20 protein-coding genes and 1 pseudogene are annotated in these 23,827 nt (G+C 56.8%); 4 read left to right on the top strand and 17 right to left on the bottom strand.

The window, feature by feature from the left end:
• Nucleotides 1–12: 12 nt before the first annotated feature.
• From fabZ to IPP88_11350, 15 genes and pseudogenes are all read right to left on the bottom strand, one after another.
• On the bottom strand, nucleotides 13–456 hold the full coding sequence (gene fabZ, locus IPP88_11420; protein MBL0123300.1) for a 3-hydroxyacyl-ACP dehydratase FabZ: 444 nt from the start codon (nucleotides 454–456) through the stop codon (nucleotides 13–15).
• 53 nt (nucleotides 457–509) lie between these two features.
• On the bottom strand, nucleotides 510–1,526 hold the full coding sequence (gene lpxD / locus IPP88_11415; GenBank protein MBL0123299.1) for a UDP-3-O-(3-hydroxymyristoyl)glucosamine N-acyltransferase: 1,017 nt from the start codon (nucleotides 1,524–1,526) through the stop codon (nucleotides 510–512).
• 131 nt (nucleotides 1,527–1,657) lie between these two features.
• Nucleotides 1,658–2,155 (bottom strand): OmpH family outer membrane protein, encoded by a 498-nt coding sequence (locus IPP88_11410; GenBank protein ID MBL0123298.1) that lies wholly within the window; start codon nucleotides 2,153–2,155, stop codon nucleotides 1,658–1,660.
• Between the two features lie 25 nt (nucleotides 2,156–2,180).
• A complete protein-coding gene (gene bamA, locus IPP88_11405) occupies nucleotides 2,181–4,496 on the bottom strand; it encodes an outer membrane protein assembly factor BamA (GenBank protein MBL0123297.1) in 2,316 nt (771 codons plus the stop codon).
• A 7-nt stretch (nucleotides 4,497–4,503) separates the two neighbouring features.
• Nucleotides 4,504–5,868 carry an RIP metalloprotease RseP gene (gene rseP, locus IPP88_11400; GenBank protein MBL0123296.1) on the bottom strand — a complete coding sequence of 455 codons (1,365 nt, stop codon included), beginning with the start codon at nucleotides 5,866–5,868 and terminating at the stop codon, nucleotides 4,504–4,506.
• 2 nt (nucleotides 5,869–5,870) lie between these two features.
• On the bottom strand, nucleotides 5,871–7,082 hold the full coding sequence (locus tag IPP88_11395; GenBank protein ID MBL0123295.1) for a 1-deoxy-D-xylulose-5-phosphate reductoisomerase: 1,212 nt from the start codon (nucleotides 7,080–7,082) through the stop codon (nucleotides 5,871–5,873).
• A 7-nt stretch (nucleotides 7,083–7,089) separates the two neighbouring features.
• On the bottom strand, nucleotides 7,090–7,332 hold the full coding sequence (locus IPP88_11390) for a phosphatidate cytidylyltransferase (GenBank protein MBL0123294.1): 243 nt from the start codon (nucleotides 7,330–7,332) through the stop codon (nucleotides 7,090–7,092).
• Entirely contained in the window at nucleotides 7,235–7,951 is a 717-nt protein-coding gene (locus IPP88_11385) for a phosphatidate cytidylyltransferase (GenBank protein MBL0123293.1), read from the bottom strand. The genes IPP88_11390 and IPP88_11385 overlap by 98 nt, the downstream gene beginning before the upstream one ends.
• Before the next feature lie 21 nt (nucleotides 7,952–7,972).
• Nucleotides 7,973–8,821, bottom strand: a complete 849-nt coding sequence (gene uppS, locus IPP88_11380; GenBank protein MBL0123292.1) for a di-trans,poly-cis-decaprenylcistransferase — start codon at nucleotides 8,819–8,821, stop codon at nucleotides 7,973–7,975.
• A 35-nt stretch (nucleotides 8,822–8,856) separates the two neighbouring features.
• Nucleotides 8,857–9,416, bottom strand: a pseudogene (gene frr / locus IPP88_11375) (ribosome recycling factor).
• Nucleotides 9,417–9,435: 19 nt separating this feature from the next.
• Nucleotides 9,436–10,152: a UMP kinase gene (locus IPP88_11370; protein ID MBL0123291.1), complete on the bottom strand. Its 717-nt coding sequence runs from the start codon at nucleotides 10,150–10,152 to the stop codon at nucleotides 9,436–9,438.
• 116 nt (nucleotides 10,153–10,268) lie between these two features.
• Nucleotides 10,269–11,156 carry an elongation factor Ts gene (locus IPP88_11365; protein ID MBL0123290.1) on the bottom strand — a complete coding sequence of 296 codons (888 nt, stop codon included), beginning with the start codon at nucleotides 11,154–11,156 and terminating at the stop codon, nucleotides 10,269–10,271.
• 91 nt (nucleotides 11,157–11,247) lie between these two features.
• Complete coding sequence (gene rpsB, locus IPP88_11360; protein MBL0123289.1) at nucleotides 11,248–11,991, bottom strand: 30S ribosomal protein S2; 744 nt, start codon at nucleotides 11,989–11,991, stop codon at nucleotides 11,248–11,250.
• 271 nt (nucleotides 11,992–12,262) lie between these two features.
• Nucleotides 12,263–12,985 (bottom strand): NAD(P)-binding domain-containing protein, encoded by a 723-nt coding sequence (locus IPP88_11355; protein ID MBL0123288.1) that lies wholly within the window; start codon nucleotides 12,983–12,985, stop codon nucleotides 12,263–12,265.
• Nucleotides 12,939–13,643: a 4Fe-4S dicluster domain-containing protein gene (locus tag IPP88_11350; protein ID MBL0123287.1), complete on the bottom strand. Its 705-nt coding sequence runs from the start codon at nucleotides 13,641–13,643 to the stop codon at nucleotides 12,939–12,941. The genes IPP88_11355 and IPP88_11350 overlap by 47 nt, the downstream gene beginning before the upstream one ends.
• Before the next feature lie 113 nt (nucleotides 13,644–13,756).
• On the opposite strand from IPP88_11350, the gene IPP88_11345 reads away from it, so the two are divergent.
• Together IPP88_11345 and IPP88_11340 are read left to right on the top strand one after the other, a co-directional pair.
• A complete protein-coding gene (locus tag IPP88_11345) occupies nucleotides 13,757–14,647 on the top strand; it encodes a hypothetical protein (GenBank protein ID MBL0123286.1) in 891 nt (296 codons plus the stop codon).
• Nucleotides 14,648–14,705: 58 nt separating this feature from the next.
• Nucleotides 14,706–16,499 (top strand): cytochrome C, encoded by a 1,794-nt coding sequence (locus IPP88_11340; GenBank protein ID MBL0123285.1) that lies wholly within the window; start codon nucleotides 14,706–14,708, stop codon nucleotides 16,497–16,499.
• A gap of 184 nt (nucleotides 16,500–16,683) precedes the next feature.
• Here the strand turns inward: IPP88_11340 and IPP88_11335 are convergent, their stop codons facing one another.
• Nucleotides 16,684–17,085 carry a hypothetical protein gene (locus IPP88_11335; GenBank protein ID MBL0123284.1) on the bottom strand — a complete coding sequence of 134 codons (402 nt, stop codon included), beginning with the start codon at nucleotides 17,083–17,085 and terminating at the stop codon, nucleotides 16,684–16,686.
• Between the two features lie 176 nt (nucleotides 17,086–17,261).
• Nucleotides 17,262–17,726, bottom strand: a complete 465-nt coding sequence (locus tag IPP88_11330) for a hypothetical protein (GenBank protein ID MBL0123283.1) — start codon at nucleotides 17,724–17,726, stop codon at nucleotides 17,262–17,264.
• Between the two features lie 268 nt (nucleotides 17,727–17,994).
• Here IPP88_11330 and IPP88_11325 point away from each other — a divergent pair, with 268 nt between their 5' ends.
• Together IPP88_11325 and IPP88_11320 are read left to right on the top strand one after the other, a co-directional pair.
• The gene (locus IPP88_11325) at nucleotides 17,995–20,796 is read left to right on the top strand and encodes a hypothetical protein (protein ID MBL0123282.1); all 2,802 of its coding nucleotides are present in this window, start codon (nucleotides 17,995–17,997) and stop codon (nucleotides 20,794–20,796) included.
• On the top strand, nucleotides 20,768–23,803 hold the full coding sequence (locus tag IPP88_11320) for a hypothetical protein (GenBank protein MBL0123281.1): 3,036 nt from the start codon (nucleotides 20,768–20,770) through the stop codon (nucleotides 23,801–23,803). The genes IPP88_11325 and IPP88_11320 overlap by 29 nt, the downstream gene beginning before the upstream one ends.
• Nucleotides 23,804–23,827 lie beyond the last annotated feature (24 nt).

Below are 23,827 nucleotides of genomic sequence, written 5' to 3'. Positions count from 1 at the left end.
TTCGCGAGGCAATCAGGATGCGATCAAGGTTCGTTGTGTGCAAAGAAGCGTTGCTTCGCACGCCAGTTGGCCGGCGACCGTGGCCTTGACACCGTACTTCACAAGCCCGCGTTTTTCCAGCAGCAATTCGGATTCCAGGATCAGTGCATCGCCTGGCACCACCGGACGCTTGAATCGAGCGTCATCAATGCCAACGAAATAGAAAACAGATTTATCGTCAGGTTGTTGCCCGGTTGACTTGAGCGAAAGCAGCCCCGAGGCCTGTGCAAGCGCCTCGATGATTAACACACCTGGCATCACCGCATAATGCGGGAAATGCCCCTGAAAAAACGGCTCGTTGATCGTCACGTTCTTCAGTGCCTTGATGCGTTTCATCGGCTCGAGCTCCAGCACCCTGTCGACCAGCAGAAACGGGTAGCGATGCGCCAGGTATTTCTTGATTTCGGCAATGTCCATGACGACTGCCTTGGCGACAGCTGGATTGGTGACCTTTGTGCTATCTAAAGCGCTCATTTCGAGCCTCCCTTGTTTTTGATCGCATTGGCCATCGCGCCAAGACGACGCAGATGCACGGCGTTCCTGAGCCAATCCTCGTGTTTCATCAGCGGCATGGACCCCGTGTAGGTTCCCGGTTCGGTAATCGACTTGGTGACCAATGTCATCGCCGAAATGATCGCCCCATCGCAGATTTCGAGATGCCCAAGAATCCCTGCGGCACCGCCAATCATGACGCGACTACCGATCTTGCTGCTACCGGCGATTCCCACGCAGCCGGAAATGATGGTGTGATCGCCAATTTGGCAATTGTGGCCAACCTGAATCTGATTATCGAGTTTGACGTCGTTGCCAATAACAGTATCCTCAATGGCGCCACGATCAATGGTGGTGTTGGCACCGATCTCGCAATCATCACCGATGATGACGCGTCCGGTTTGCGGGATTTTCACCCAGCCGCCGGATTCGGCGGAAAAATCCGGCGCAAAGCCAAAGCCATCCGCGCCAATCACCGCACCGGAATGGACAATGCCTCTGGCACCAATTCTGCAGCGCGTGTAGATCGTTACTCTTGCGCCCAGGAACGTGTTGGCGCCCAGCGAAACGCCGTCACCAATGAAACTACCGGGTCCGACCCGCACGCCTTCACCAATATCCGCCCCTCGGCCGATGGAAACAAATTCCGCAATCGAGGCATTTTGCGCGACACGCGCATCCGCACCAATGACTGCAGAAGGATGGATGCCGCTCTTGTAGGTTTGAGGTGGATTGAAGAGCTGTGCCACGCGCGCAAAGTACGCATAGGGATTGGCCACCACTATCCGGGGGAGCGAAGTCAAATCCCGGTCCTGCAGACCAACAATTACTGCGCCGGCGCGTGTACCAGACAATTCTGAACGGTATCGCGGATTGGCAAGGAAGGTGATTTGCGTCGGATCCGCGGAACTGATCGTGCCAACGCCGGCGAGCGGCTGCGTCACCTCGCCCACAACTTCGCCACCTAGCCTTTTATTAAGATCGCGCAGGTACATTGTGGCATTTTCGCATGCCACGAGCCATCCCGGAAATCGGCGCTTGACATTGCCCGGCGATGGCTACCTGTTCAATGTGTCCGAAATAGTATTACCAGCCGGTCACCACCGCCAGCCCGAAACAACCTTGACTACTTTTCGCCAAGCGCCTTGATGACTTTGTCGGTAATGTCGATCTTTGCGCTTGCAAAAACTGCCTCTTGAAAAATCAGGTCGAATTTTTCCTTTTCCGCGATGCCGCTGATTACTTTATTGGCTCGTTCCTGTAATGAGGCCAGCTCTTCATTGCGGCGCAGATTCACGTCTTCACGAAATTCGCGTTGCATCCGCTGCACATCGCGCGCCAGCTGGGCGAGTTGACGCTCCTTGGCAACGCGATCGGCCTCAGGCAATGTGACGGATTCCTTTTGCAACGTCGACTCCAGGTCCCGGCCCTGTTTTTCCATGCGATCGAGCTCGGCACGTCGGGGCGCGAATTCCTTGTCCAGCTTGTCCTGAGCACGTTTCGCCGGTGAAGATTCGCGAAGGATGCGCTCCTGATTGACAAACCCGATCTTGAGTTCCGCCGCATGACCGACGACCGGCAGTAACATCAACAATGATGAGAGTACCCAAGCATGTCTATTCATATCATCGCCTTTCTCGTTCCGAACGTCAGAACACCCGCCCAAGCAGGAACTGGAATCGTTCGACTTTGTCTTCAGGCTTCTGTTTCAACGGTTTTGACAGACTGAACTTCAACGGTCCCACCGGCGAGAACCAGCTTACGGCAAACCCAACCGAACTGCGCAAGTCGCCAAAGCGAATCTTCTCGTCTGCCGCGAAAACATTGCCCACATCAATAAATGTCGACAGGCGGACTGATTTATCGCTCTTCACACCCGGCATCGGAAACAACACTTCCATGTTGCCGACTATACGCCGGTTGCCGCCAACGAAGCTGCCATTGCTGTCTTTGGGGCCCAGCGAGCTCTGTTCGAATCCACGTACCGAGTCCACACCGCCAGCGTAGAAATTCTTGAAAAATGGCAACGGCTTGCCGCCGTAGCCATTGGCGACGCCGAACTCGGCATTCAGGCCCAGCACGACCGGTCCCCATATCGGGCGCAGCCATTGCGCATGGGTTTGCAATCGATAGAATTTAATATCGCCGCCGGGTAGCCCAACCTCGGCCCCCGCCTCCAGCAAGTATCCGCGCGTGGGGAAATAAATACTGTCACGAGTATCGCGGCCAAAGCCCAGTGACCCGCGAATGGTGTTACTTCGGGAACCAAAGGTATTCACGTAGTCGAGATAGCGGGGCGGGCTGAACGCATCCAGCGTCAGGTCGTTACGTTCGTAACCAACACCGAAATTGATCGAGTCATATTCGGTCACCGGCACACCGTAGCGCACGCCCACGCCGGTTGACTGGGATTGATACTCACCGGTCGATAGTGACGCCGTATTGAGATCGCGGCGGTAAAGATCGAAACCGCGCGAAATGCCGTCAGCGGTCCAGTACGGATTCAGGTAGGAAACTTCGTACACCTTGCTGACAGTGCCATTGTTGACGCGGAACGACAGCTGGTTGCCGCTGCCAAAAATGTTGGCTTGGGAAACCGATGCGGAAACGGTGAGCTTGTCCGCACTGGAATAACCCACACCAAACTGCAAGCTGCCGGTGTTGCGCTCCTTGACGTTGACGTTCAGATCGACCTGGTCGGTAGTGCCGGGAACCGTCGGAGTTTCAACGCTGATGTCCTCAAAAAATCCCGTGCGTTCCAGGCGCTCCTTTGAACGATTGATCTTGTCGACCGAATACCAGCCAGCCTCCAGTTGCCGAAGTTCGCGCCGCACCACTTCATCCCGGGTCCGCGAATTGCCTTGCACATTGATGCGCCGCACGTAGACACGCCGGCCCGGATCCACAAACATGGTGAACGTGGCAATCTGTTTGCCCTTGTCTGGATCGGGTACCGGGTTGATATTTGCGAATGAATAGCCGTCGTTACCCAATCGGTCACCGATGGCCTTGACCGAATCGACGATTTTCTGGCGGGAAAAAGTTTCGCCCGGCTTGAACAGCAGCAAAGCGCGCATTTCGGCCTCGGGAATCTTCAGGTCACCGGAAAACTTGATCTCGCCGAGCCTGTAAACCGGGCCTTCCGAGATGGTAAGCGTGATGTAAATCTTTTCCTTGTCCGGCGTGATCGATACCTGTGTGGAATCTATGTTGAATTCCAGATAGCCGCGGTTCAAATAGAATGAGCGCAATTTCTCCAGATCGCCGGAAAGCTTCTGTTTCGAATACTGGTCTTCCTTGGTGAACCATGAGAACCAGCCTCCGGTGGAAAGTTCGAATTCTTTCAGGAGCGTACTCTCGGAAAATGCGCTTGCGCCGATGATATTGATATCGACAATCTTCGAGACTTCGCCCTCTTCGATGGTAAACGTGAGGGAGACGCGATTGCGCTCAAGCGGCGTCGCGGTCGTGGTCACTTTCGCGGAATAGAAACCGCGGCTGGTGTACTGACGCTTGATTTCCTTTTCAGCACGATCAAGGACGGAGCGATCGAATATTTTTGCCTCCGATATGCCGACCTGTTTCAGGCCGTCCTTGAGGTTGTCCTTGGTGAATTCCTTGGCACCATTAATCTCGATCTGGGAAATGGCGGGGCGCTCGACGACAAATACCACGAGCACATCGTTCTCCACTTCCAGCCGGACGTCGGTATAAAAACCAGTCGCGTACAGCGCCTTGAGGGCGGACGCAGCCTTGTCATCATCCATCTGCTCGCCAACCTTGACAGGCAGATAACTGAATACTGTCCCTGCTTCCGTGCGTTGCACGCCCTCTACGCGAATATCGCGAATGGTGAAAGGTTGAATGGCAAGGGCCGCGGTGGAATACACGGCGGTGACGAAGGTGGCGATAATCGCCGAAAGCAATTTCGATATTTTTTGGGTTTTTTTGGAGAGCTGGGGCATCAGGGATCTAACCGGTGAGGAGACGGTGAATGTCGTTGTAGAAGGCGAAGGCGGTCAAGCCCAGCAGCAAAGCCAAGCCGACCTGCTGGCCGATTTGCATGGTCCGGTCCGAAACGGGGCTGCCCTTGAGAATCTCGGCCATATAATACATCAACTGCCCGCCATCCAAGACGGGAACCGGCAGCAGATTCAGCACGCCAAGAGAGATACTGATCAGCGCCAGAAAATTTACGTACGGTATCCAGCCGAGCATCGCGGACTGGCCGGCGTAATCGGCAATGGTGATGGGACCGGACAGATTTTTCCAGGAAACATCACCCATCAGCATCCGGCCCATCATTTTCAGGCTGAACGCCGACATATCCCAGACTTTTTTCACGGCCAAGCCCAGTGATTCAAGCGGTCCGTAACGCACCAGTACCCGCAAATTCTCGACTTCCGCCGTGTTTACGCGCGGCTTGACTCCAATGCGACCGAATGTCCTTCCGTTTTCAGTGATGCGATCAGGCCGGACGCTGAGAGAGAACTGCTCCGCACCACGTGTGACGTCGATATCCAAGACCTGATCCGGACGCGCGACGATTGCTTCTACAAAGGCTTCCCACCGATCCACCGGTTGCCCGGCGACGCCGACGATACGATCGCCGCTCCGAAGTCCGCCCCGGGCCGCGGCACCGCCGGCGACCACCTCATCGAGTACCGGAGTCACTTTCAAACGATACGGCGCCAACCCGACCTTCGACATGAAATCACTGTCAAGGTCGTCGGTTGTGATCGATTCCATGTTGAGACGCCGGGCATATTTCTGCCCTCGCGCATCTTCCACTTCAATTTCAACAATGCCGCGATTCACTGCCTCATCCAGCAGGGCCAGTCGCGCGTCTCCCCACGTCCTGGTCGATCGGTCGCCAACGCGTGTGATTAGTTCAAACTCGGCAAATCCGGCCCGCGCCGCCGCCGAATTAGCGACCGGTGCCGCCACATACGGCTTGGTACCCGGAATTCCGCTAACGAATAGCGCCCAGTACAAAATGGCGGCGAGCAGAAAATTGGCGACCGGCCCGGCAATCACAACGAGAATACGCTGCACGACCGGTTTGTTATTGAACGCACGCGCAAGGTCCTTTGGCTCAACTGTGCCGTCGCGCTCGTCGGCCATTTTTACATAGCCTCCCAAGGGAAGCGCGGCAATGACCCATTCGGTTTGATCGGGACCACGTCGGCGCAACCACAGCGGGCGGCCAAAACCGATCGAGAATCGCAGAATTTTGACGTCGCACCAGCGCGCGACCCAATAGTGCCCGAGTTCGTGGAAGGTCACGAGGATGCCGATGGCAAGAATAAATGCAACGATAGTGATGGTCAGGTTCAATTTTAGGTCCGGGATAATTCTGCGGTTTCGTCTTTGAGTCGCAAATGCGCGATACGTTCGATCGCCGCTATTCGTGCGGCAGTATCCGCGATCAACACGTCGGCTAGCGTCGTTGCGTCGACTATTCGTGCCGCGCCAAGAACATCCTCGATCACGCGCGGAATATCCAGGAACGCAAGTTGCCCATTCAGAAAGGCATCGACTGCCTTTTCGTTTGCCGCATTGAGCACTGCGGGTGCCGTGCCGCCGCGTCTCAGAGCCTCGTAGGCCAGACGAACGCACGGAAATCGATCGAGATTCAACGCCTCAAATTCCAGGCGACCGGCCTTGGCAAGGTCCAGCGGCGAAACGCCTGCCGCAATCCGCTCGGGAAAACCCAGTGCATAGGCAATCGGTGTGCGCATGTCGGGATTGCCCATTTGCGCTAGCACGGAACCGTCCAGATATTCGACCATCGAATGCACGATGCTTTGAGGGTGGATCAGCACTTCAATTTGTTCGGGCGCCGCATCAAACAGCCAGTGCGCCTCGATGACCTCGAGCCCCTTGTTCATCATGGTCGCGGAATCCACCGAAATCTTCCGGCCCATCACCCAGTTTGGGTGCGCGCATGCTTGATCAGGTGTGACGCCGGCCAATTCCGCCATGTTCCGCGTGCGAAACGGGCCACCCGACGCGGTGAGAATTACCTTTCTTACACCAGCCCGCGACAACCCGTCGCTGAAATCACTTGGCAAGGATTGAAAGATGGCATTGTGCTCGCTGTCAATCGGCAGCAACGATGCGCCATTCTCACGGACGGTTTCCATGAAGATATTGCCAGCCATCACCAGCGCTTCCTTGTTTGCCAACAGGACAGTTTTCCCTGCCTTGGCGGCGGCCAGCGATGATGGCAATCCCGCCGCGCCCACAATGGCGGCCATCACCATGTGGGTATCGGCATGCGAAGCAACCATGGGTAACGCGTCTTCGCCAAACACCACTTCAGTGGCAACGTTGAGGAATGCAAGACGCGTGCGCAGGGTTTCTGCCAGCTTTGGATCGGGGACCGCGGCAAAGCGCGGTCGAAACTGCTGGCATTGTTTGGCAAGTTCTTCAACGCGCGACGCCGCGGACAATGCGAACACCTGAAACCGGTCCGGATGCCTCGCGATCACATCGAGCGTATTGACGCCGATGGAGCCGGTCGAGCCGAGTATGGTGATGTTCTTCATCTTGTTGTTACGTTGCACGCGCCATGAACATGACATACAACCCGGCAATCGGCAACGTGGACGTCAACGCGTCGATGCGATCCAGAATCCCGCCGTGACCAGGCAACAGATTGCTGGAATCCTTCATGCCGGCGCCGCGTTTCATCCATGATTCAAACAAGTCGCCCAGCACCGACAATACGGTAAGGAGCATGAACAACGCAAACAGTATCCCGTAGCGAAGAGTGCAGCGCAAGGACCCATTCGTCATTGCGCACTGGAGAATTCGCGGTCAGATATTGCCAGGCGAAAAAAAACAGGATGACGCCAACGATGCCGCCGACGGCACCTTCGACGGTCTTTCCCGGGCTGATGGCAGGCGCGAGTTTATGCTTACCAAACTGGCGGCCCGCAAAATACGCGGCAATATCCGCCACCCAGACGATTGCGGCGAACGACAATAACAGCCACGGGCTGACGTCGCGCAGCGACAGGAACGCGAGCCAAGTCGGGAAAATGACCAGCCATCCCGCGAGAATGCGGAGCGCCGGCGATGCCGGCCGCCAGGAATTGATCAACCATATCGGTGCAAACACGACCCAGAAAATAGCAGAAAGCGTGAAGCCGACCAACTTCAGCGCGCTGAACTCAATCCCGATCACGCTGCCCCATGCATACGCGAGAAAAATCACTGCCATTAATATCGCAGTGACAAACGGATAGATGGCCTTCCACGGCGCCGGCAATGAACAAAGGCGGCCCCATTCCCAAAATGCCGCCGTCACAATGACGAGCGTAAATATTCCCCACGCCCAAGCCGGAAAGGCAAACAGCGCGATCAGCACAATCAGCAGGCTCACCAACGCAGTGATGATGCGGGTTTTCAGCACGTGATGTTCGGGTTTGAATCGTTACGCCGCGTCGACGGCGGGCGGGGCGCTCACGCTCGCCACCTGTTCGCTGGTGCGACCAAAGCGCCGCTCACGCATGCGGTAGGATTCGATCGCCTTCAGCAAACCCGCGCGCCCAAAATCTGGCCACAATTCCGGCGTGAAATAGAGCTCGGCATAAGCGAGTTGCCAAAGCAGAAAATTACTGACGCGGGCTTCGCCGCCGGTGCGAATGAACAGATCGGGTTCAGGCGCGTAATTCATCGACAAGTTGGCTGCCAAGTCGGCCTCGGAAAACACATCGCACGCCGCATCGGGAAAATCGGCAAAGTCAAGCATTGGCGAGCCTTTCCGGGCATTTTCCGCCTGGTGTACCCGTCTTTGCTGGAGTTTCACCTGATACAGCCGATTTGCCGCTTGCAGGATATCCCACCGGCCGCCGTAATTTGCGGCGATCGTGAGCGTCAGTTTCTTGTTGTCTTTGGTGAGTTCTTCGCCGGAAGCAATCAGGTCGCGAATGCGCACATCAAATGCCGCGAGGTCACCAACCACTTTGAAACGGATCTTGTTTTCATGCAGTTTGGCGACTTCACTCTCGAGGGCGCGAATGAAGAGTTGCATCAACACGGAGACTTCCTCAGCCGGGCGCCGCCAGTTTTCACTTGAAAATGCAAACAAGGTGAGAAACTCAACGCCCAGCTCACCGCAAGCCTTGACCGTTTCACGAACGGATTCGACACCGCGCTTGTGGCCCGCCACTCTCGGCAGGAAGCGTTGCTTGGCCCAGCGACCGTTACCATCCATGATGATGGCCACGTGGCGCGGCACATCGCCAGTGTGCGGAATGGTTTGAGTCGAACTGTCGTGCATGTTGCGTACCGGGTCTGAATGTGGCCCTCGCGGCCTCACACCGACATCAGATCCTTTTCTTTCTCGGTGACGGCCTTGTCCATTTCCGCGATATAGCGGTCAGTCAATTTTGTATGTCGTCCTGCGCACGCTTCTCGTCATCTTCGGGAATGGTTTTCGCCTTGAGGGCGTCCTTGAGGGCGCTGTTGGCGTCGCGCCGGATATTGCGAATAGCTACCTTGGCGTGTTCACCTTCGGATTTGACGACTTTCGTCAGCTCCTTGCGACGTTCTTCGGTCAGGGGCGGCATCGGCACGCGGATCACTTCGCCCGCGGAAATGGGGTTCAAGCCTAAATCGGAATCGCGTATCGCCTTTTCGATGACCAGGCTGAGTTTCTTTTCCCACGGCTGCACCGTAATGGTTCTCGCATCGGAAAGCGTGACGTTGGCAATCTGCTTCAGCGGTACCATCGACCCGTAATAGTCGACCTGTATGTGATCGAGAATTCCTGCATGCGCACGACCGGTACGAACTTTGCCGAGATCGCTCTTCAGCGCCTCAAGCGATTTAACCATTTTTTGTTCGGATTGTTTTTTCAGTTCTGCGACGTTCATTTCTTTACTCCACCAATTTCTATGCGTGCACCAAAGTACCTTCGTCTTCACCCAGCACAACCCGCTTGAGCGCGCCCTGCTTGAAGATGGAGAATACCTTGATTGGCAACTTCTGGTCACGGCATAGTGCCAGCGCCGTGGCGTCCATGATTTTCAGATTCTTGACAATCGCTTCGTCAAACGAAAGTTGATGATAACGCGTTGCCGTCTTGTCCGTCGCGGGATCGGCGGTATAAACACCATCGACCTTGGTGGCCTTCAACACGATTTCGGCACCGATCTCAGCGCCGCGAAGTGCGGCAGCGGTGTCGGTGGTAAAAAATGGATTGCCGGTACCGGCCGCGAATACAACGACCTTGCCTTCTTCCAGATACTGCATCGCTTTGGGACGCACGTAGGGCTCCACCACCGATTCAATGTTGATCGCGGACTGCACGCGCGGAATCAGCCCGGCTTTTGACAGGGCATCCTGCAGTGCAAGCGAATTCATCACTGTCGCCAGCATTCCCATGTAATCCGCCGTTGCGCGGTCCATGCCGGCGGCGCTGGTGGAAACGCCGCGGAAAATATTTCCCCCACCAATGACGATTCCGATCGCGACGCCAAGATCCGCGACATCCTTGATTTCAGCGGCAATGCGCTGAATCGTCGGCCGATTGATGCCATACGCGTCATCTCCCATCAGCGCTTCACCGGATAACTTGAGGAGGATTCGTTGATACTTTGGTGTCGCCATCATTCGTCCTTTTTGGGTTCTCAAGTTTGATCGCGGATTGTGTCCACAACCAGGCAGAAAAACGTTACCGCAAAACTATTCGGGGAAGCGTTACGCACGCTTCCCCGAATTGCTGCTTATCGTGCCGCAGCCGCCGCAGCCTCAGCAACTTCCGCCGCGAAATCGCTGACTTTCTTGGCAATGCCTTCACCCACCACATACAGGGTGAACGAATTGATCGCCGCCCCCTTGGACTTCAACAACGCTTCAATGGTCAACTTGTCGTCCTTCACGAATGGCTGGCTCAACAACGCCACCTCTTTCATGAATTTTGCGGCGGAGCCTTCTACCATCTTGGCAACAATTTCCGCGGGCTTGCCGGATTCGGCCGCTTTCTGGCGCGCAATTTCGCGTTCTTTTTCGACGAGTTCCGCGGGAACATCGGCGCTGGACAAAGCCACCGGTTTGGACGCGGCAATATGCATTGACACGTCCTTTGCCAGGGCCGCATCGCCACCAGTGATGTCGACCAGCACGCCAACCTTTGCACCACCGTGAATGTAGCTATTCAAAGTGCCTTTGGCTGGCACGCGCACAAAGCGGCGAATCGACAAGTTCTCGCCGATCTTGCCGACAAGCGCCTTGCGGGTTTCTTCCACGCTGGTGCCGCCAATGGTGAGCGCAGACAGTGCCGCCACGTCAACCGGATTTTCCGTCGCGACCAGTTCCGCCAATTTGGCCGACAGGGCGAGGAAGTCGTCGTTCTTGGCCACGAAATCGGTCTCGCAGTTAACTTCCACTATTGCGCCCAGTTTCTGATCGGCGGAAATGTGGATGGCAACTACACCTTCGGCAGCAACGCGGCTGGCCGCCTTGCTGGCTTTGTTTCCCAGCTTGACTCGAAGAATCTCTTCAGCCCGCTCCATGTCGCCAGCCGCTTCGGTCAGCGCTTTCTTGCATTCCATCATCGGCGCGTCGGTTTTCTCGCGCAATTCTTTCACCATGCCTGCTGTAATTTCCGCCATCATTGTTCCTTAAACTTGGTATTGGTTATTCGCGTTGTTCGTATGCAATCTAAAAAAAAGGGGCCGGAGCCCCTTTTTTCCGATTTCAAAACTATTTCGCTTCGTCTTCGGTGACTTCCACGAGTTCTTCACCGGGCTTCACCATTTCCTGAATCACCTGGCTCCTGCCTTCGAGAATCGCGTCGGCCACACCGCGTGCATACAATCGAATTGCGCGGGTTGAGTCGTCGTTGCCGGGGATGACGTAGTCCACGCCATCCAGCGAGTTATTGGTATCAACCACGCCAATGATGGGCACGCCCAGTTTCTTGGCCTCGGTCACGGCGATCTTGTGGAAACCAACATCGATAATGAAAACTGCATCCGGAACGCCGCCCATGTCCTTGATGCCACCCATTGAGCGCTGCAGTTTTTCCATTTCGCGCGAAAACATCAGCGCTTCTTTTTTCGACAGTTTTTCGAGCGAGCCATCTGCGACCATCGCCTCGAGTTCCTTCAGGCGCTTGATCGAGCCCTTGACCGTCTTGTAATTGGTGAGCATCCCGCCCAGCCAACGGGAATCGACATACGGCATTCCGGCACGCTGCGCTTCTTCCATGACAATTTCGCGGGCCTGACGCTTGGTGCCAACGAACAGTATGGTGCCTTTGTTGGACGCCAACTGGCGCACAAACTTGAGCGCGTCCTGGTACATCGGGAGCGATTTCTCAAGATTGATAATGTGGATTTTGTTGCGGGCACCGAAAATGAAAGGTGCCATCTTGGGATTCCAGAAACGGGTCTGGTGTCCGAAGTGGACGCCCGCCTCCAGCATTTGACGCATGGTTACTGACATGAAAAACTCCAATAGTTAAGGTTAGCCGCCTCTCACGAGACTCCCCGTCACAATGAGAGGGAGACCTTAACGGTGCGAGAGTGTGGATTTACATCGGGCAATTGGCGCAACGCAGATTGCGAGGCGCATCAACAATTACCCAAGCCGCGCATTATAGCGCGGAAAAGTGAAAATAATCAAACGCTTTCCCTGAAACTGACCGACGAAACCAGTTCGGCGCCACATCGTATTCTTTGCTTCCTGCGGAATGATTCTTCGCCAGCGTTCACAGCTACTTCTTCGGGAGCGCGGGTCTGGGTCGAGGTCGGGACGAAGTTGCTCGAGTTTTAGGCGCAGCTTCGGTTTCTCCGTAATGTGTCGCAACGGTGACGCCCAAACTAACCAGCAGTTTGGTGGGCAACTCACCGCCCGCACATACAATCGCGGCGTGATTCTTGATGACCGAGTCACCCGTCGGCGTCGAAAGAACGGCGTCGGTTTCGCCAAGGTGCTTGACTTGGGATGACAGCATGACGGACAAAGAGCGCTCCGCCGTTGCCTGTTCAAGACGCTTGCGATTCTTGGTCTTGATACGGCCAAATGCATCCCCCCGGTAAGACAGCGTGACCGTGATATCAGGAAGCTCCGCCAGTGCCAATCCGGCTTCAACAGCGCTGTCACCGCCTCCGACCACCAGCACATGCTTGTGCCGGTACTGTTCGGGTTCGAGGAGACGGTAAACGACTTTGGGCAGGTCCTCACCTTCAACGCCAAGCTTACGTGGCGTCCCGCGCCGTCCGATTGCGAGCAGCACGGTCGCCGATCGATAGGTGCCGGTTGATGTCACGACCTCAAATCCACCGGCGACGCGTTTGATTTCGGTCATGCGCTCATTGAAGCGAATTTTGAGCGCGTGTGTCTTGACCGTGTTTTCCCAGAACTCGAGTAACTTCTCCTTGGAAACTTCGCTAAAATTTACTTTGCCAACGAGCGGTAGTGTCAGGGGAGGCGTCATGGCTATTTTTGGCTCGTGGATAATGCAGAACGGAGCCGCCCAAATTGGTTTCCTGTTCAAGCGTCACGTAGCGAAGTTTTGCCGCGGTCGCGGTAAGTGAAGCACCGAGACCAGCAGGCCCCGCGCCAACGATGACCACATCAAAATCAACTCCTTCGGGCCGCTTCGACTTAAGCAGCTTTTCAATCGACGTAATCGCCTGATTGCCCTGCTCCGCTGACTTCCTGATCAAGCCCATGCCGCCGAGCTCACCGGCGATGAACATGCCCGGTATATTGGTCTGAAAGTCCGGATTGACGACCGGGATTTCCATGCCGCGCCGCTCGGTACCGAATACCAGTTTAATCGCCGTCATAGGGCAGGCAGCTGCACAAGCGCCATGGCCGATACACGCTGACGGATTCACCAATACCGCCTTGCCATTGACCATTCCCAGCGCGTGCTCGGGACAGACCTTAATACAGCCCCCCGACCCTATGCAGCGAATGTTATCGATGACCGGATGCAACGACGGCGGCTCGGTCAGTCCCGCAGAAATCGATTCGTCACGTACCGCAATGCTTTCGGTGGTAAGTTTTGCGCGACCCCGCAGGTAAAACCACAGGACAGTCGCAATCGGTACGACGTAGACACCGTGAATCAGGTATTCAGACAACATGTAAATCTCCGTTCAAACCATTTCACCACGCGTGATCAAGCCAGTTCGTTCCAACTTTATGACACCAACTGCGGTGAGCATACTAAACTGTGTCATTATTTTACACATCGCGGTTGACCGGCTATGTGAGAAACTGCGATCAATACAACAAGGGTTTGGTATCAATGAAATTTGTAAGCAACTGGGTCATTTGGTTCGCTGTTACCGGGCTGCTGGGCGCAAGTGTGATCGTCATACGGACGCAGAACTGGTACACGCCGGGTTCTGACTTGGGATACAACTTGGGCCTTGTGGGTGGCATTCTCATGCTCGCATTGTTCGCATACCCGCTGAAAAAGCGGATCCGCGCCTTTCAGCGAACCGGGCCAAGCAAGCCCTGGTTCATATTTCACATGGTATGCGGCATAGTCGGGCCGTTGCTTATTATTTTTCATTCGACGTTTCGATTTGGCTCGGAAAACGCAACAATTGCCACGATTTCAATGCTGCTGGTGGTGGGCAGCGGTATTGTGGGACGCTTTATCTACGTACATGTTCACGATGGCCTGTCCGACCATGAGTTTACGCTGGACGAACTCGAAGGGGATGAAGAAAGCGAAGCCCTCAGCTTTAACCGGGATATGCATTGGGCGCCGGATGTGATTGCAATGATGATGAATTTCCGGGACGATGTGAAGCGTCCCGGCAAAAACAAGGTCGATGGGGTCATTCGGTTCGTTACGTTGCCACTGCTTGAACGGCGAGTCCGCAATCAGTGCCACCGCGCGCTTTCCGTGCACCTTGACAAGCGAGGTGTGGCCCGGCAATGGGACACAGCCAAGCGTGGACGGCGTGGTCGTCAATTCGATGCACTAGTCGCCCGCTACACAACGACCGTCAAGCGCGCCGCCCAGCTTGATGCCTACAAACGTCTCTTCTCGTTATGGCACGTCGTGCATGTACCTTTCATTTATCTGCTGGTTGCGAGCGCTATCTATCATGTCGTTGCTGTACACATGTACTAGGGAGATGTTGGTCTCCGCCATGCGTCGCCGGACGATTGATGCCCTTCGGTTCGCCGCCATTCTGCTGGGACTGGCGAGTGCACTATGCACGCCACTCGCAAACGGACAGGCGTTCGAGGGCCTTGTCATGCCCGGAAAAGTGATTGCCGGACATGCCAAGATAGAAATGCAGTGCGATAAATGCCACACCAAGTTCAAGAAGTCCGATCAGCGTCGACTTTGCCTGGATTGTCACAAACCAGTGGCCGAGGACCTGAAGGCCAATCGCGGCTTCCACAGTTTGTCACCGACGGTAAAGGACAAAGAGTGCAATGTGTGCCATACCGACCACAAGGGCCGCGATGCCGACGTCGCCCCAGTCGATTCGAAAGCTTTTGACCACGCACACACTGATTTTGCGCTTAAGGGCGCCCATCAAAAAGCGGAGTGTTCGGCCTGCCATGCCGCGAAAATCAAATATCGCGATGCCCCGTTAACGTGCATAGGCTGCCACAAGAAGGACGACAAACACAAAGGTGATCTGGGCAATAAATGCGTGGATTGCCACAATGAGAACACATGGAAAGAGGTTAAATTCGATCATAGCAAGACTCGCTTTGCGCTCGTCGGCAAACACGATACAGCGAAGTGTGAAGCCTGCCATGCCAATGAACGATATAAGAACACGCCGCGAACCTGCATAGGCTGTCACAAGAAGGACGACAATCACAAGGGTCGATATGGCGAGAAATGCGAGACGTGCCATCACGCAGAGGACTGGAAGAGCCAGTTCAACCACGCCCGTCAAGCGCGCTATCCTCTTTTGGGTAAACATTTGACCGCGAAATGCGATGCCTGCCACCGTGCGCCGTTGTACACGGAGAAGTTGCCGACTCGTTGCGTGGCCTGCCACCTCAAGGATGACTCACACAAGGGCTCGTTGGGCGACAAGTGCGAGACCTGCCACAAGGAAATCGGCTGGACCAAAACCAACTTCGACCATAACAAGGAAACCAAATTTCCACTTTACAACAAGCACAAGTCCACGCCGTGTGGAAGTTGTCACAAGACCGGTCTGAAGGCGAAGCTGCCCACGACCTGCATCGAATGCCACCGCGCCGATGACAGTCATAAGGGCGACTACGGCAAGGCGTGCGACAGTTGTCACAATGACAAAGGCTGGAAGCCCTCGATCTTTGATCACACCAAATCGACAAAATTTCCGTTGAAATTTTCACACGCCAGCGCCAAGTGTGAAGGTTGCCACAAGGGCACGCTATATGTGAAGGACGGCGGGAAAGCCGCCCCGCAAAATTGCAACGCCTGCCATAAGAATGACGATGCGCATCAGGGACAACTGGGCGAACGTTGTGAGACATGTCATGATGAAAGGAAGTGGCCAGGTGTTGTATACGATCACAACAAATCCCGGTTCAAGCTGGTCGGCGCGCATGCCCGCAGTGAGTGCAAATCCTGCCACAAGACGCCGAAATTCAAGGATGCGCCGATGGTCTGCGGAGGATGTCACACTGCCGATGACCTGCACAAAGGCAGGATGGGCGGAAAATGCGACCTTTGCCACAACTCACGCACGTGGAAAGCATGGGATTACGATCATGCCCGGCAAGCCCGGTTTCCGCTCGACGGTGCGCATGCAAAGATCACCTGCGAGGCCTGTCACCGCAAGGCGGCAAGCGGATCGAGCGAACCAATTCCTGCCGTGCCCCGTAATTGCGTAGGTTGCCATGCAGCAGACGACACACACTCCGGCGGATTCGGCCAACAGTGCGAGAGATGCCACGTCACGCGCGATTGGCGGACCCTGAAACCGGGTATCATCCAAAATATCCCACAGCCTTCTAAATTGAAGTAGTTTTTTGTCTCCATTTGGCGACAAAACCCATATTGCAAATCATTTGGAACTGGGCGACACTAAGTGCCAAGTGTGTAAATTGCTTACACAGGCGTTCGAGCTGGCGGCATCTGCCGACAGACTCAAAGCTGCCAAGTCGTGTCTTACCCTTCATTCTCTAGGCCCTGAATAGTGAAACCGCACTTCAGGGTGCAGCGCAATTTTCAGCTCGAACGCGCGACAAGTGAGGGAATTCAATTTGCATGTCGCAGTTCATACCAAGGTAACCGCCATGATAAATAAAATTAAATTCCAATCGGTGTGCCTCAGGATTCGTGCGGTTGCACTGATGCTGATGAGCACGGTCCTGATGCTTGGCATGCCCGCTGCGACGGCCCAGACCAATGCCGGATTTGATCATGCCGCGACTACTTTCCAGCTTTTGGGTGCGCATGAACGCGTACGCTGTGAGTCCTGCCATATCAAGGGAATTTTCAAGTCGACCCCCCGTGATTGCGCCATTTGCCATGCGGTGAACAATCAGCGTGGCGCCGTCGCCATGCCGTACTCGCATATGCGCGTTAGCACCGGTTGCGAATCTTGCCACAACGTCAGCTCCTTTTCAGCGGTGCTTTTCAGTCACGTGAATGTCATGCCGGGCACCTGCGGAACCTGCCACGATGGCACACGGGCAAAAGGACAATCCCAGAATCATATTGAAACCAATTTGTCGTGCGATGTATGTCATTCAACCATCGCATTCACGCCCGCGAAAGGATTCAATCATTCGACGCTGCGCGGTGACACGAGCACCTGTGCCACTTGCCACAATGGCGAAAAAGCATTGGGTACACCTGCGAACCATATTCCCCGCACCAACCCGGCAATGTGTGGTTCGTGCCATGTGGCCTCGACGCTTACCGGCTTCACAAGTTTTGCGGGCGGGAAAATGGACCACGCCGGCATGTCAAGTGGATGCGCGGATTGCCACGGCCCCTCGATCACTGGATCCACGTTTGCAGGAATAAGCAGCATCGTCGTCATGCCACCGACCTCACCCGCCGGGCTGAATTCGCATATACCGTCATCGACCACGTGCGAGAACTGCCACTTGGGATCAATGCCTGCAGGTCCAATTGATGCAAACGCCAGCCGTATGGCACCCGGCAGCGGCTTTGCATCGCCCGCACCGACCAGCGCACAGATCCACGCTGGAGTGTCCAGTGGTTGTTCCAGTTGCCATGACACCAACTTCGTGTGGATGGGAGTTTCGAATTACCCGATATCTCCCAGTACCGTAATTTCCAAAGCTGAGTACAGGGGTTTCCACACACGGCCGCAGGCCGCGGCGGGTCCCTACAACGTTGCAGATGCTGCTCACCCGAGTTCCGGTGACTGCTCGCAATGTCATAGTGGCTTCGGCTATTTTTCCGGTGAAGAGATCAAACCGGCCAACCACATCCCGACGGCGGCGACGGCGCAATGTAACGCTTGCCACACATCAAGCGACTTCAGGGTGATCCCGACACTGGCCAACATTCACGCGAACGCGCCAAGCACCACGAACAATTGTGCGCAGTGTCATGGCGCCAACGTGGTGGCGGGATTTGCGATTCCGGCTGCCAACTTCAGCATCGTCGGTCCTCCCGGCAACCATATGCCCATTTCGACTGGGTGCGAAACATGCCACGTAGGTTCGGGCTCGAGCATCGCAGCCACGCCGGTGGGCAACGGCGCCAGATTCAGCGGCTCCCGGATGAATCACGCGGGAATCACCAGCAATTGCGCCGCCTGTCACGGCCCGAGCATCAGCGGGAGCAGCTTTGCGGGGATCGCCAATATTGTGGTGATGCCACCCACTTCGCCGGTAGGCGCCAGCGCGCACATTCCGTCAAGTACGACGTGCGAAACCTGTCACCTGGGTTCGGCACCGGTTGGATTGATCGCAGCCTCGGCGACAAAGACCGCTCCGGGTACGCTGTTCGCGACACCCGCACCGACATCCGCGCAGATCCACACAGGAATTACTGGCGGCTGCTCGAGTTGTCACGACACGAACTACGTCTGGATGGGGATGAATGCCTACCCGATCGCGCCGACAATCAAGACGGCGGGCGCGCAATACAACGGCTTCCACACCCGGCCCAAGGCGGCGGCGGGGACCTTCAACGTAGCGGATGCATCGCACCCGAGCGCCGGTGACTGCTCGCAATGTCATGGCAACACCAACTACTTTTCGGCTTTGGACAAGCCAGCGAATCACATACCGACCTCGGCTGCAGCACAGTGCTCCGCCTGCCACACATCAAGCGACTACGCAGTGATGCCAACGCTTGCGAACATTCACGCCAACGCGCCGAGCACCACCAGCAATTGTGCGCAGTGTCATGGCGCGAACGTGGTGGCGGGCTTTGCGATTCCTGCAGCTAACTTCAGTATCGTCGGCCCGCCAAGCAACCACATGCCCATCTCAACCGGGTGTGAAGTTTGCCACGTGGGGGCGGGTTCGAGCATCACCGCCACACCTGTGGGCAACGGCGCCAAGTTCAGTAACTCCCGGATGAGCCACACCGGGATCACGAACAAGTGCGACACCTGTCACGGCCCCAGCATCACCGGCAGCAGCTTTGCGGGAATCAGCAATATTGTGGTGATGCCGCCCACTTCGCCTGTCGGTGCCAGCTCGCACATCCCGTCGAGTACGACTTGCGAAACCTGTCACCTCGGCACGACACCTGCGGGCTTGATTGCAGCCTCGGCAACGAAGACGGCCCCGGGCACGCTATTCGCGACGCCTGCGCCCACCTCCGCGCAGATTCACACGGGGGTTACTGGCAGCTGCTCGAGTTGTCACGATACCAACTACGTCTGGATGGGAATGAATGCCTATCCGATTGCGCCGACCGTGAAGACGACTGGTGCACAGTACAAGGGCTTCCACAGCCGGCCAAAAGCGGCAGCGGGAACCTTCAACATTGCGGATGCGGCGCATCCGAGTGCCGGCGACTGCTCACAGTGCCATAGCGGCACCAACTTCTTCTCGGCGCAGGACAAACCAGCCAATCACATCCCGTACGCGGCCACGGCACAATGTTCCGCATGCCACACCTCGAGCGACTATGCGGTGATGCCAACGCTGGCCAGCATTCACGCCAACGCGCCAAGCACCACCAGCAACTGCGCGCAATGCCATGGCGCGAATGTCGTGGCAGGGTTTGCGATACCGGCCGCCAACTTCAGCATCGTCGGCCCGCCAAGCAACCACATGCCGATAACGACGGCCTGCGAGGTTTGCCACGTCGGTCCGGGGTCGAGCGTTACCACCACACCGGTCGGCAATGGCGCCAAGTTCAGCAACTCCCGCATGAGCCACGCGGGAATCACGAACAAGTGCGACACCTGTCATGGACCCAGCATTACCGGCAGCAGCTTTGCCGGGGTGAGCCGGATTGTGGTCATGCCGCCGACCTCGCCGGTTGGCGCCAGTGCGCACATCCCGTCATCGACGACGTGTGAAGCGTGTCACCTGGGCACGACGCCTGCAGGCCTGATCCCGGCCTCGGCGACCAAGACCGCGCCGGGCACGCTGTTCGCGACACCCGCACCGACATCCGCGCAGATTCACGCCGGCATCACTGGCGGCTGTTCGAGTTGTCACGACACGAACTACGTCTGGATGGGCATGAGTGCCTACCCGATCTCGCCGACAACTCTGACCAGCGGCGCGCAATACAAGGGTTTCCACAGCCGGCCCAAGGCAGCGGCAGGTACCTTTAACATTGCCGACGCCTCACATCCAAGCAATGGCGACTGTTCTCAATGCCACGCGGGAACGAGTTTCTTCGCCGGCGAAATAAAACCCAGCAACCACATCCCGACTTCGGCCACAGCACAATGTTCCGCGTGCCACACATCAAGCGACTACAGGGCAATGCCGACGTTATTGAACATTCACGCCAACGCGCCAAGCACCACTAGCAACTGCGCGCAATGCCATGGCGCGAATGTCGTGGCAGGGTTTGCGATACCGGCCGCCAACTTCAGCATCGTCGGCCCGCCAAGCAACCACATGCCGATAACGACAGCCTGCGAGGTCTGCCACGTCGGTCCGGGGTCGAGCGTTACCACCACACCGGTGGGCAATGGCGCCAAGTTCAGCAACTCCCGCATGAGTCACACCGGGATCACGAACAAGTGCGACACCTGTCACGGCCCCAGTATCACCGGCAGCAGCTTTGCCGGGGTGAGCCGGATTGTGGTGATGCCGCCGACCTCGCCGGTTGGCGCCAGTGCGCACATCCCGTCATCGACAACGTGAAGCGTGTCACCTGGGTACGACGCCTGCAGGGTTGATTCCGGCCTCGGCGACGAAGACCGCGCCGGGCACGCTGTTCGCGACACCCGCACCGACATCCGCGCAGATTCACGCCGGCATCACTGGTGGCTGTTCGAGTTGTCATGACACGAACTATGTCTGGATGGGCATGAACGCTTACCCGATTGCGCCGACCGTGAAGACTACCGGCGCACAGTACAAAGGCTTCCACAGCCGGCCAAAAGCGGCGGCGGGAACCTTCAACATTGCGGATGCGGCGCATCCGAGCGCCGGCGATTGCTCACAGTGCCATAGCGGCACCAACTTCTTCTCGGCGCAGGACAAACCAGCCAACCACATCCCGTACGCGGCCACGGCACAATGCTCTTCTTGTCATACGTCGAGCGACTATGCGGTGATGCCAACGCTGCTCAACATACACACGTATGCGCCGAGTACCACGACCAACTGCGCGCAGTGTCATGCCGCAAGCGTCGTAGCGGGCTTTGCAATACCATCCGCCAACTTCAGCATCGTCGGCCCGCCAAGCAACCACATGCCGATAACGACAGCCTGCGAGGTCTGCCACGTCGGTCCGGGGTCGAGCGTTACCACCACACCGGTGGGCAATGGCGCCAAGTTCAGCAACTCCCGCATGAGTCACACCGGGATCACGAACAAGTGCGACACCTGTCACGGCCCCAGTATCACCGGCAGCAGCTTTGCCGGGGTGAGCCGGATTGTGGTGATGCCGCCGACCTCGCCGGTTGGCGCCAGTGCGCACATCCCGTCATCGACAACGTGTGAAGCGTGTCACTTGGGTACGACGCCTGCAGGGTTGATTCCGGCCTCGGCGACGAAGACCGCGCCAGGCACGCTGTTCGCGACACCCGCACCGACATCCGCGCAGATTCACGCCGGCATCACTGGTGGCTGTTCGAGTTGTCACGACACGAACTACGTCTGGATGGGCATGAATGCCTATCCGATTGCGCCGACCGTGAAGACTACCGGCGCACAGTACAAAGGCTTCCACAGCCGGCCAAAAGCGGCGGCGGGAACCTTCAACATTGCGGATGCGGCGCATCCGAGTGCCGGCGACTGCTCACAGTGCCATAGCGGCACCAACTTCTTTTCGGCGCAGGACAAACCAGCCAATCACATCCCGTACGCGGCCACGGCACAATGCTCTTCTTGTCATACGTCGAGCGACTATGCGGTGATGCCAACGCTGCTCAACATACACACGTATGCGCCGAGTACCACGACCAACTGCGCGCAGTGTCATGCCGCAAGCGTCGTAGCGGGCTTTGCAATACCATCGGCCAACTTCAGCATCGTCGGCCCGCCAAGCAACCACATGCCGATAACGACAGCCTGCGAGGTCTGCCACGTCGGTCCGGGGTCGAGCGTTACCACCACACCGGTGGGCAATGGCGCCAAGTTCAGCAACTCCCGCATGAGTCACACCGGGATCACGAACAAGTGCGACACCTGTCACGGCCCCAGTATCACCGGCAGCAGCTTTGCCGGGGTGAGCCGGATTGTGGTGATGCCGCCGACCTCGCCGGTTGGCGCCAGTGCGCACATCCCGTCATCGACAACGTGTGAAGCGTGTCACTTGGGTACGACGCCTGCAGGGTTGATTCCGGCCTCGGCGACGAAGACCGCGCCAGGCACGCTGTTCGCGACACCCGCACCGACATCCGCGCAGATTCACGCCGGCATCACTGGTGGCTGTTCGAGTTGTCATGACACGAACTATGTCTGGATGGGCATGAACGCTTACCCGATTGCGCCGACAACCTTGGTCAGCGGCGCGCAGTACACGGGCTTCCACAGCCGGCCCAAGGCGGCGGCAAGCACCCACAACATCGCTGATGCGGCTCACCCAAGCACCGGTGATTGCTCGCAATGCCACACGGGAACCAACTATTTCTCTGGCGCTGCGAAGCCGGTGGGACATATACCGACAAATGGAACCTGTGCAACCTGTCACATCGTTAACGGTGACTTCTCGATTGCCGGACTTGCCAGCAACACGGCAATGCATGCCGGAATAACAAGCGGCTGTATCACTTGCCATTCCAAGGGGGCAGGCGCAGGACCGTTCGCCGGCTGCACAACGCAAGCTAACTGCCCGTCGCCGCCACCGATGACCTATCAGCCGATGGCAATGCCGTTGGCCGCCGGCGGGTCGCCAACCGCGCCGTCGTCATCAACCCACGTTCCAACGGGAACGATTGCGTGCGAAATCTGCCACAAAGCCAATGTGTTCACCTCCTTTGCGGGCATGAACATGAAGGGAAATACGCCAGCGCACGTCGCCGTGGGCACACCTTGTATTGATTGTCATGAAGGCGGCTATAAATGGTACGGCGTAACAATCGTGACCCGAGGTGTTGGTCACGAGGGCCGTAAAGCGGGTCAGGACTGCATCGCTTGTCATACCAAGGTGTACACCAAGTGGAGTGGCGCTGCAGCGAGAGTTCGTCCCGTAATGCGTGGTGCGCAGAATTCGATGAACCAGCGTTTTCTGCCGGGTGGCAGATTGGGCTCATCAATGCTCCAGGGTGACTTGCCAGCATTCAGTCACGCGGGTGTATTGCCAGGGGAATGCGGAACCTGCCACAACGCACAAACAGCGACGGGAATGCCGGCCAAACATCTGCAAACACGCTTGTCTTGCGACGCGTGTCACCGCACGACGGCATGGAAGCCGGCACAGTTCAGCCACCAGGGTGTCCTGCCGGGTCAGTGCCAGGTCTGTCACAACAATGCTGCGGCGACGGGCAAGACCGGCAGGCATTTTGTGACCGCCAAATCATGTGACTCATGTCACCGAACAGTTGCGTGGGTACCGGTTTCCTACTCGCACTTGTCACCTCTCTACCAGCCTCAGGTGGACAAGAATACGTGCGTGAGCTGCCACATCACCAATGGCGAAATGATTCCGCGGCAAATGCGGGGGAACAACCGGCCCAAGCTTCCATTCCGTCCAGGTCCATGAGCGGCAAAGTCGATCGGCGAAACT

Source organism: Betaproteobacteria bacterium (genome assembly GCA_016720925.1).
GTDB lineage: Bacteria > Pseudomonadota > Gammaproteobacteria > Burkholderiales > Usitatibacteraceae > UKL13-2.
Note: the sequence above shows the minus strand (reverse complement) of the source record. Positions and strands in the feature narration are given on the sequence as shown.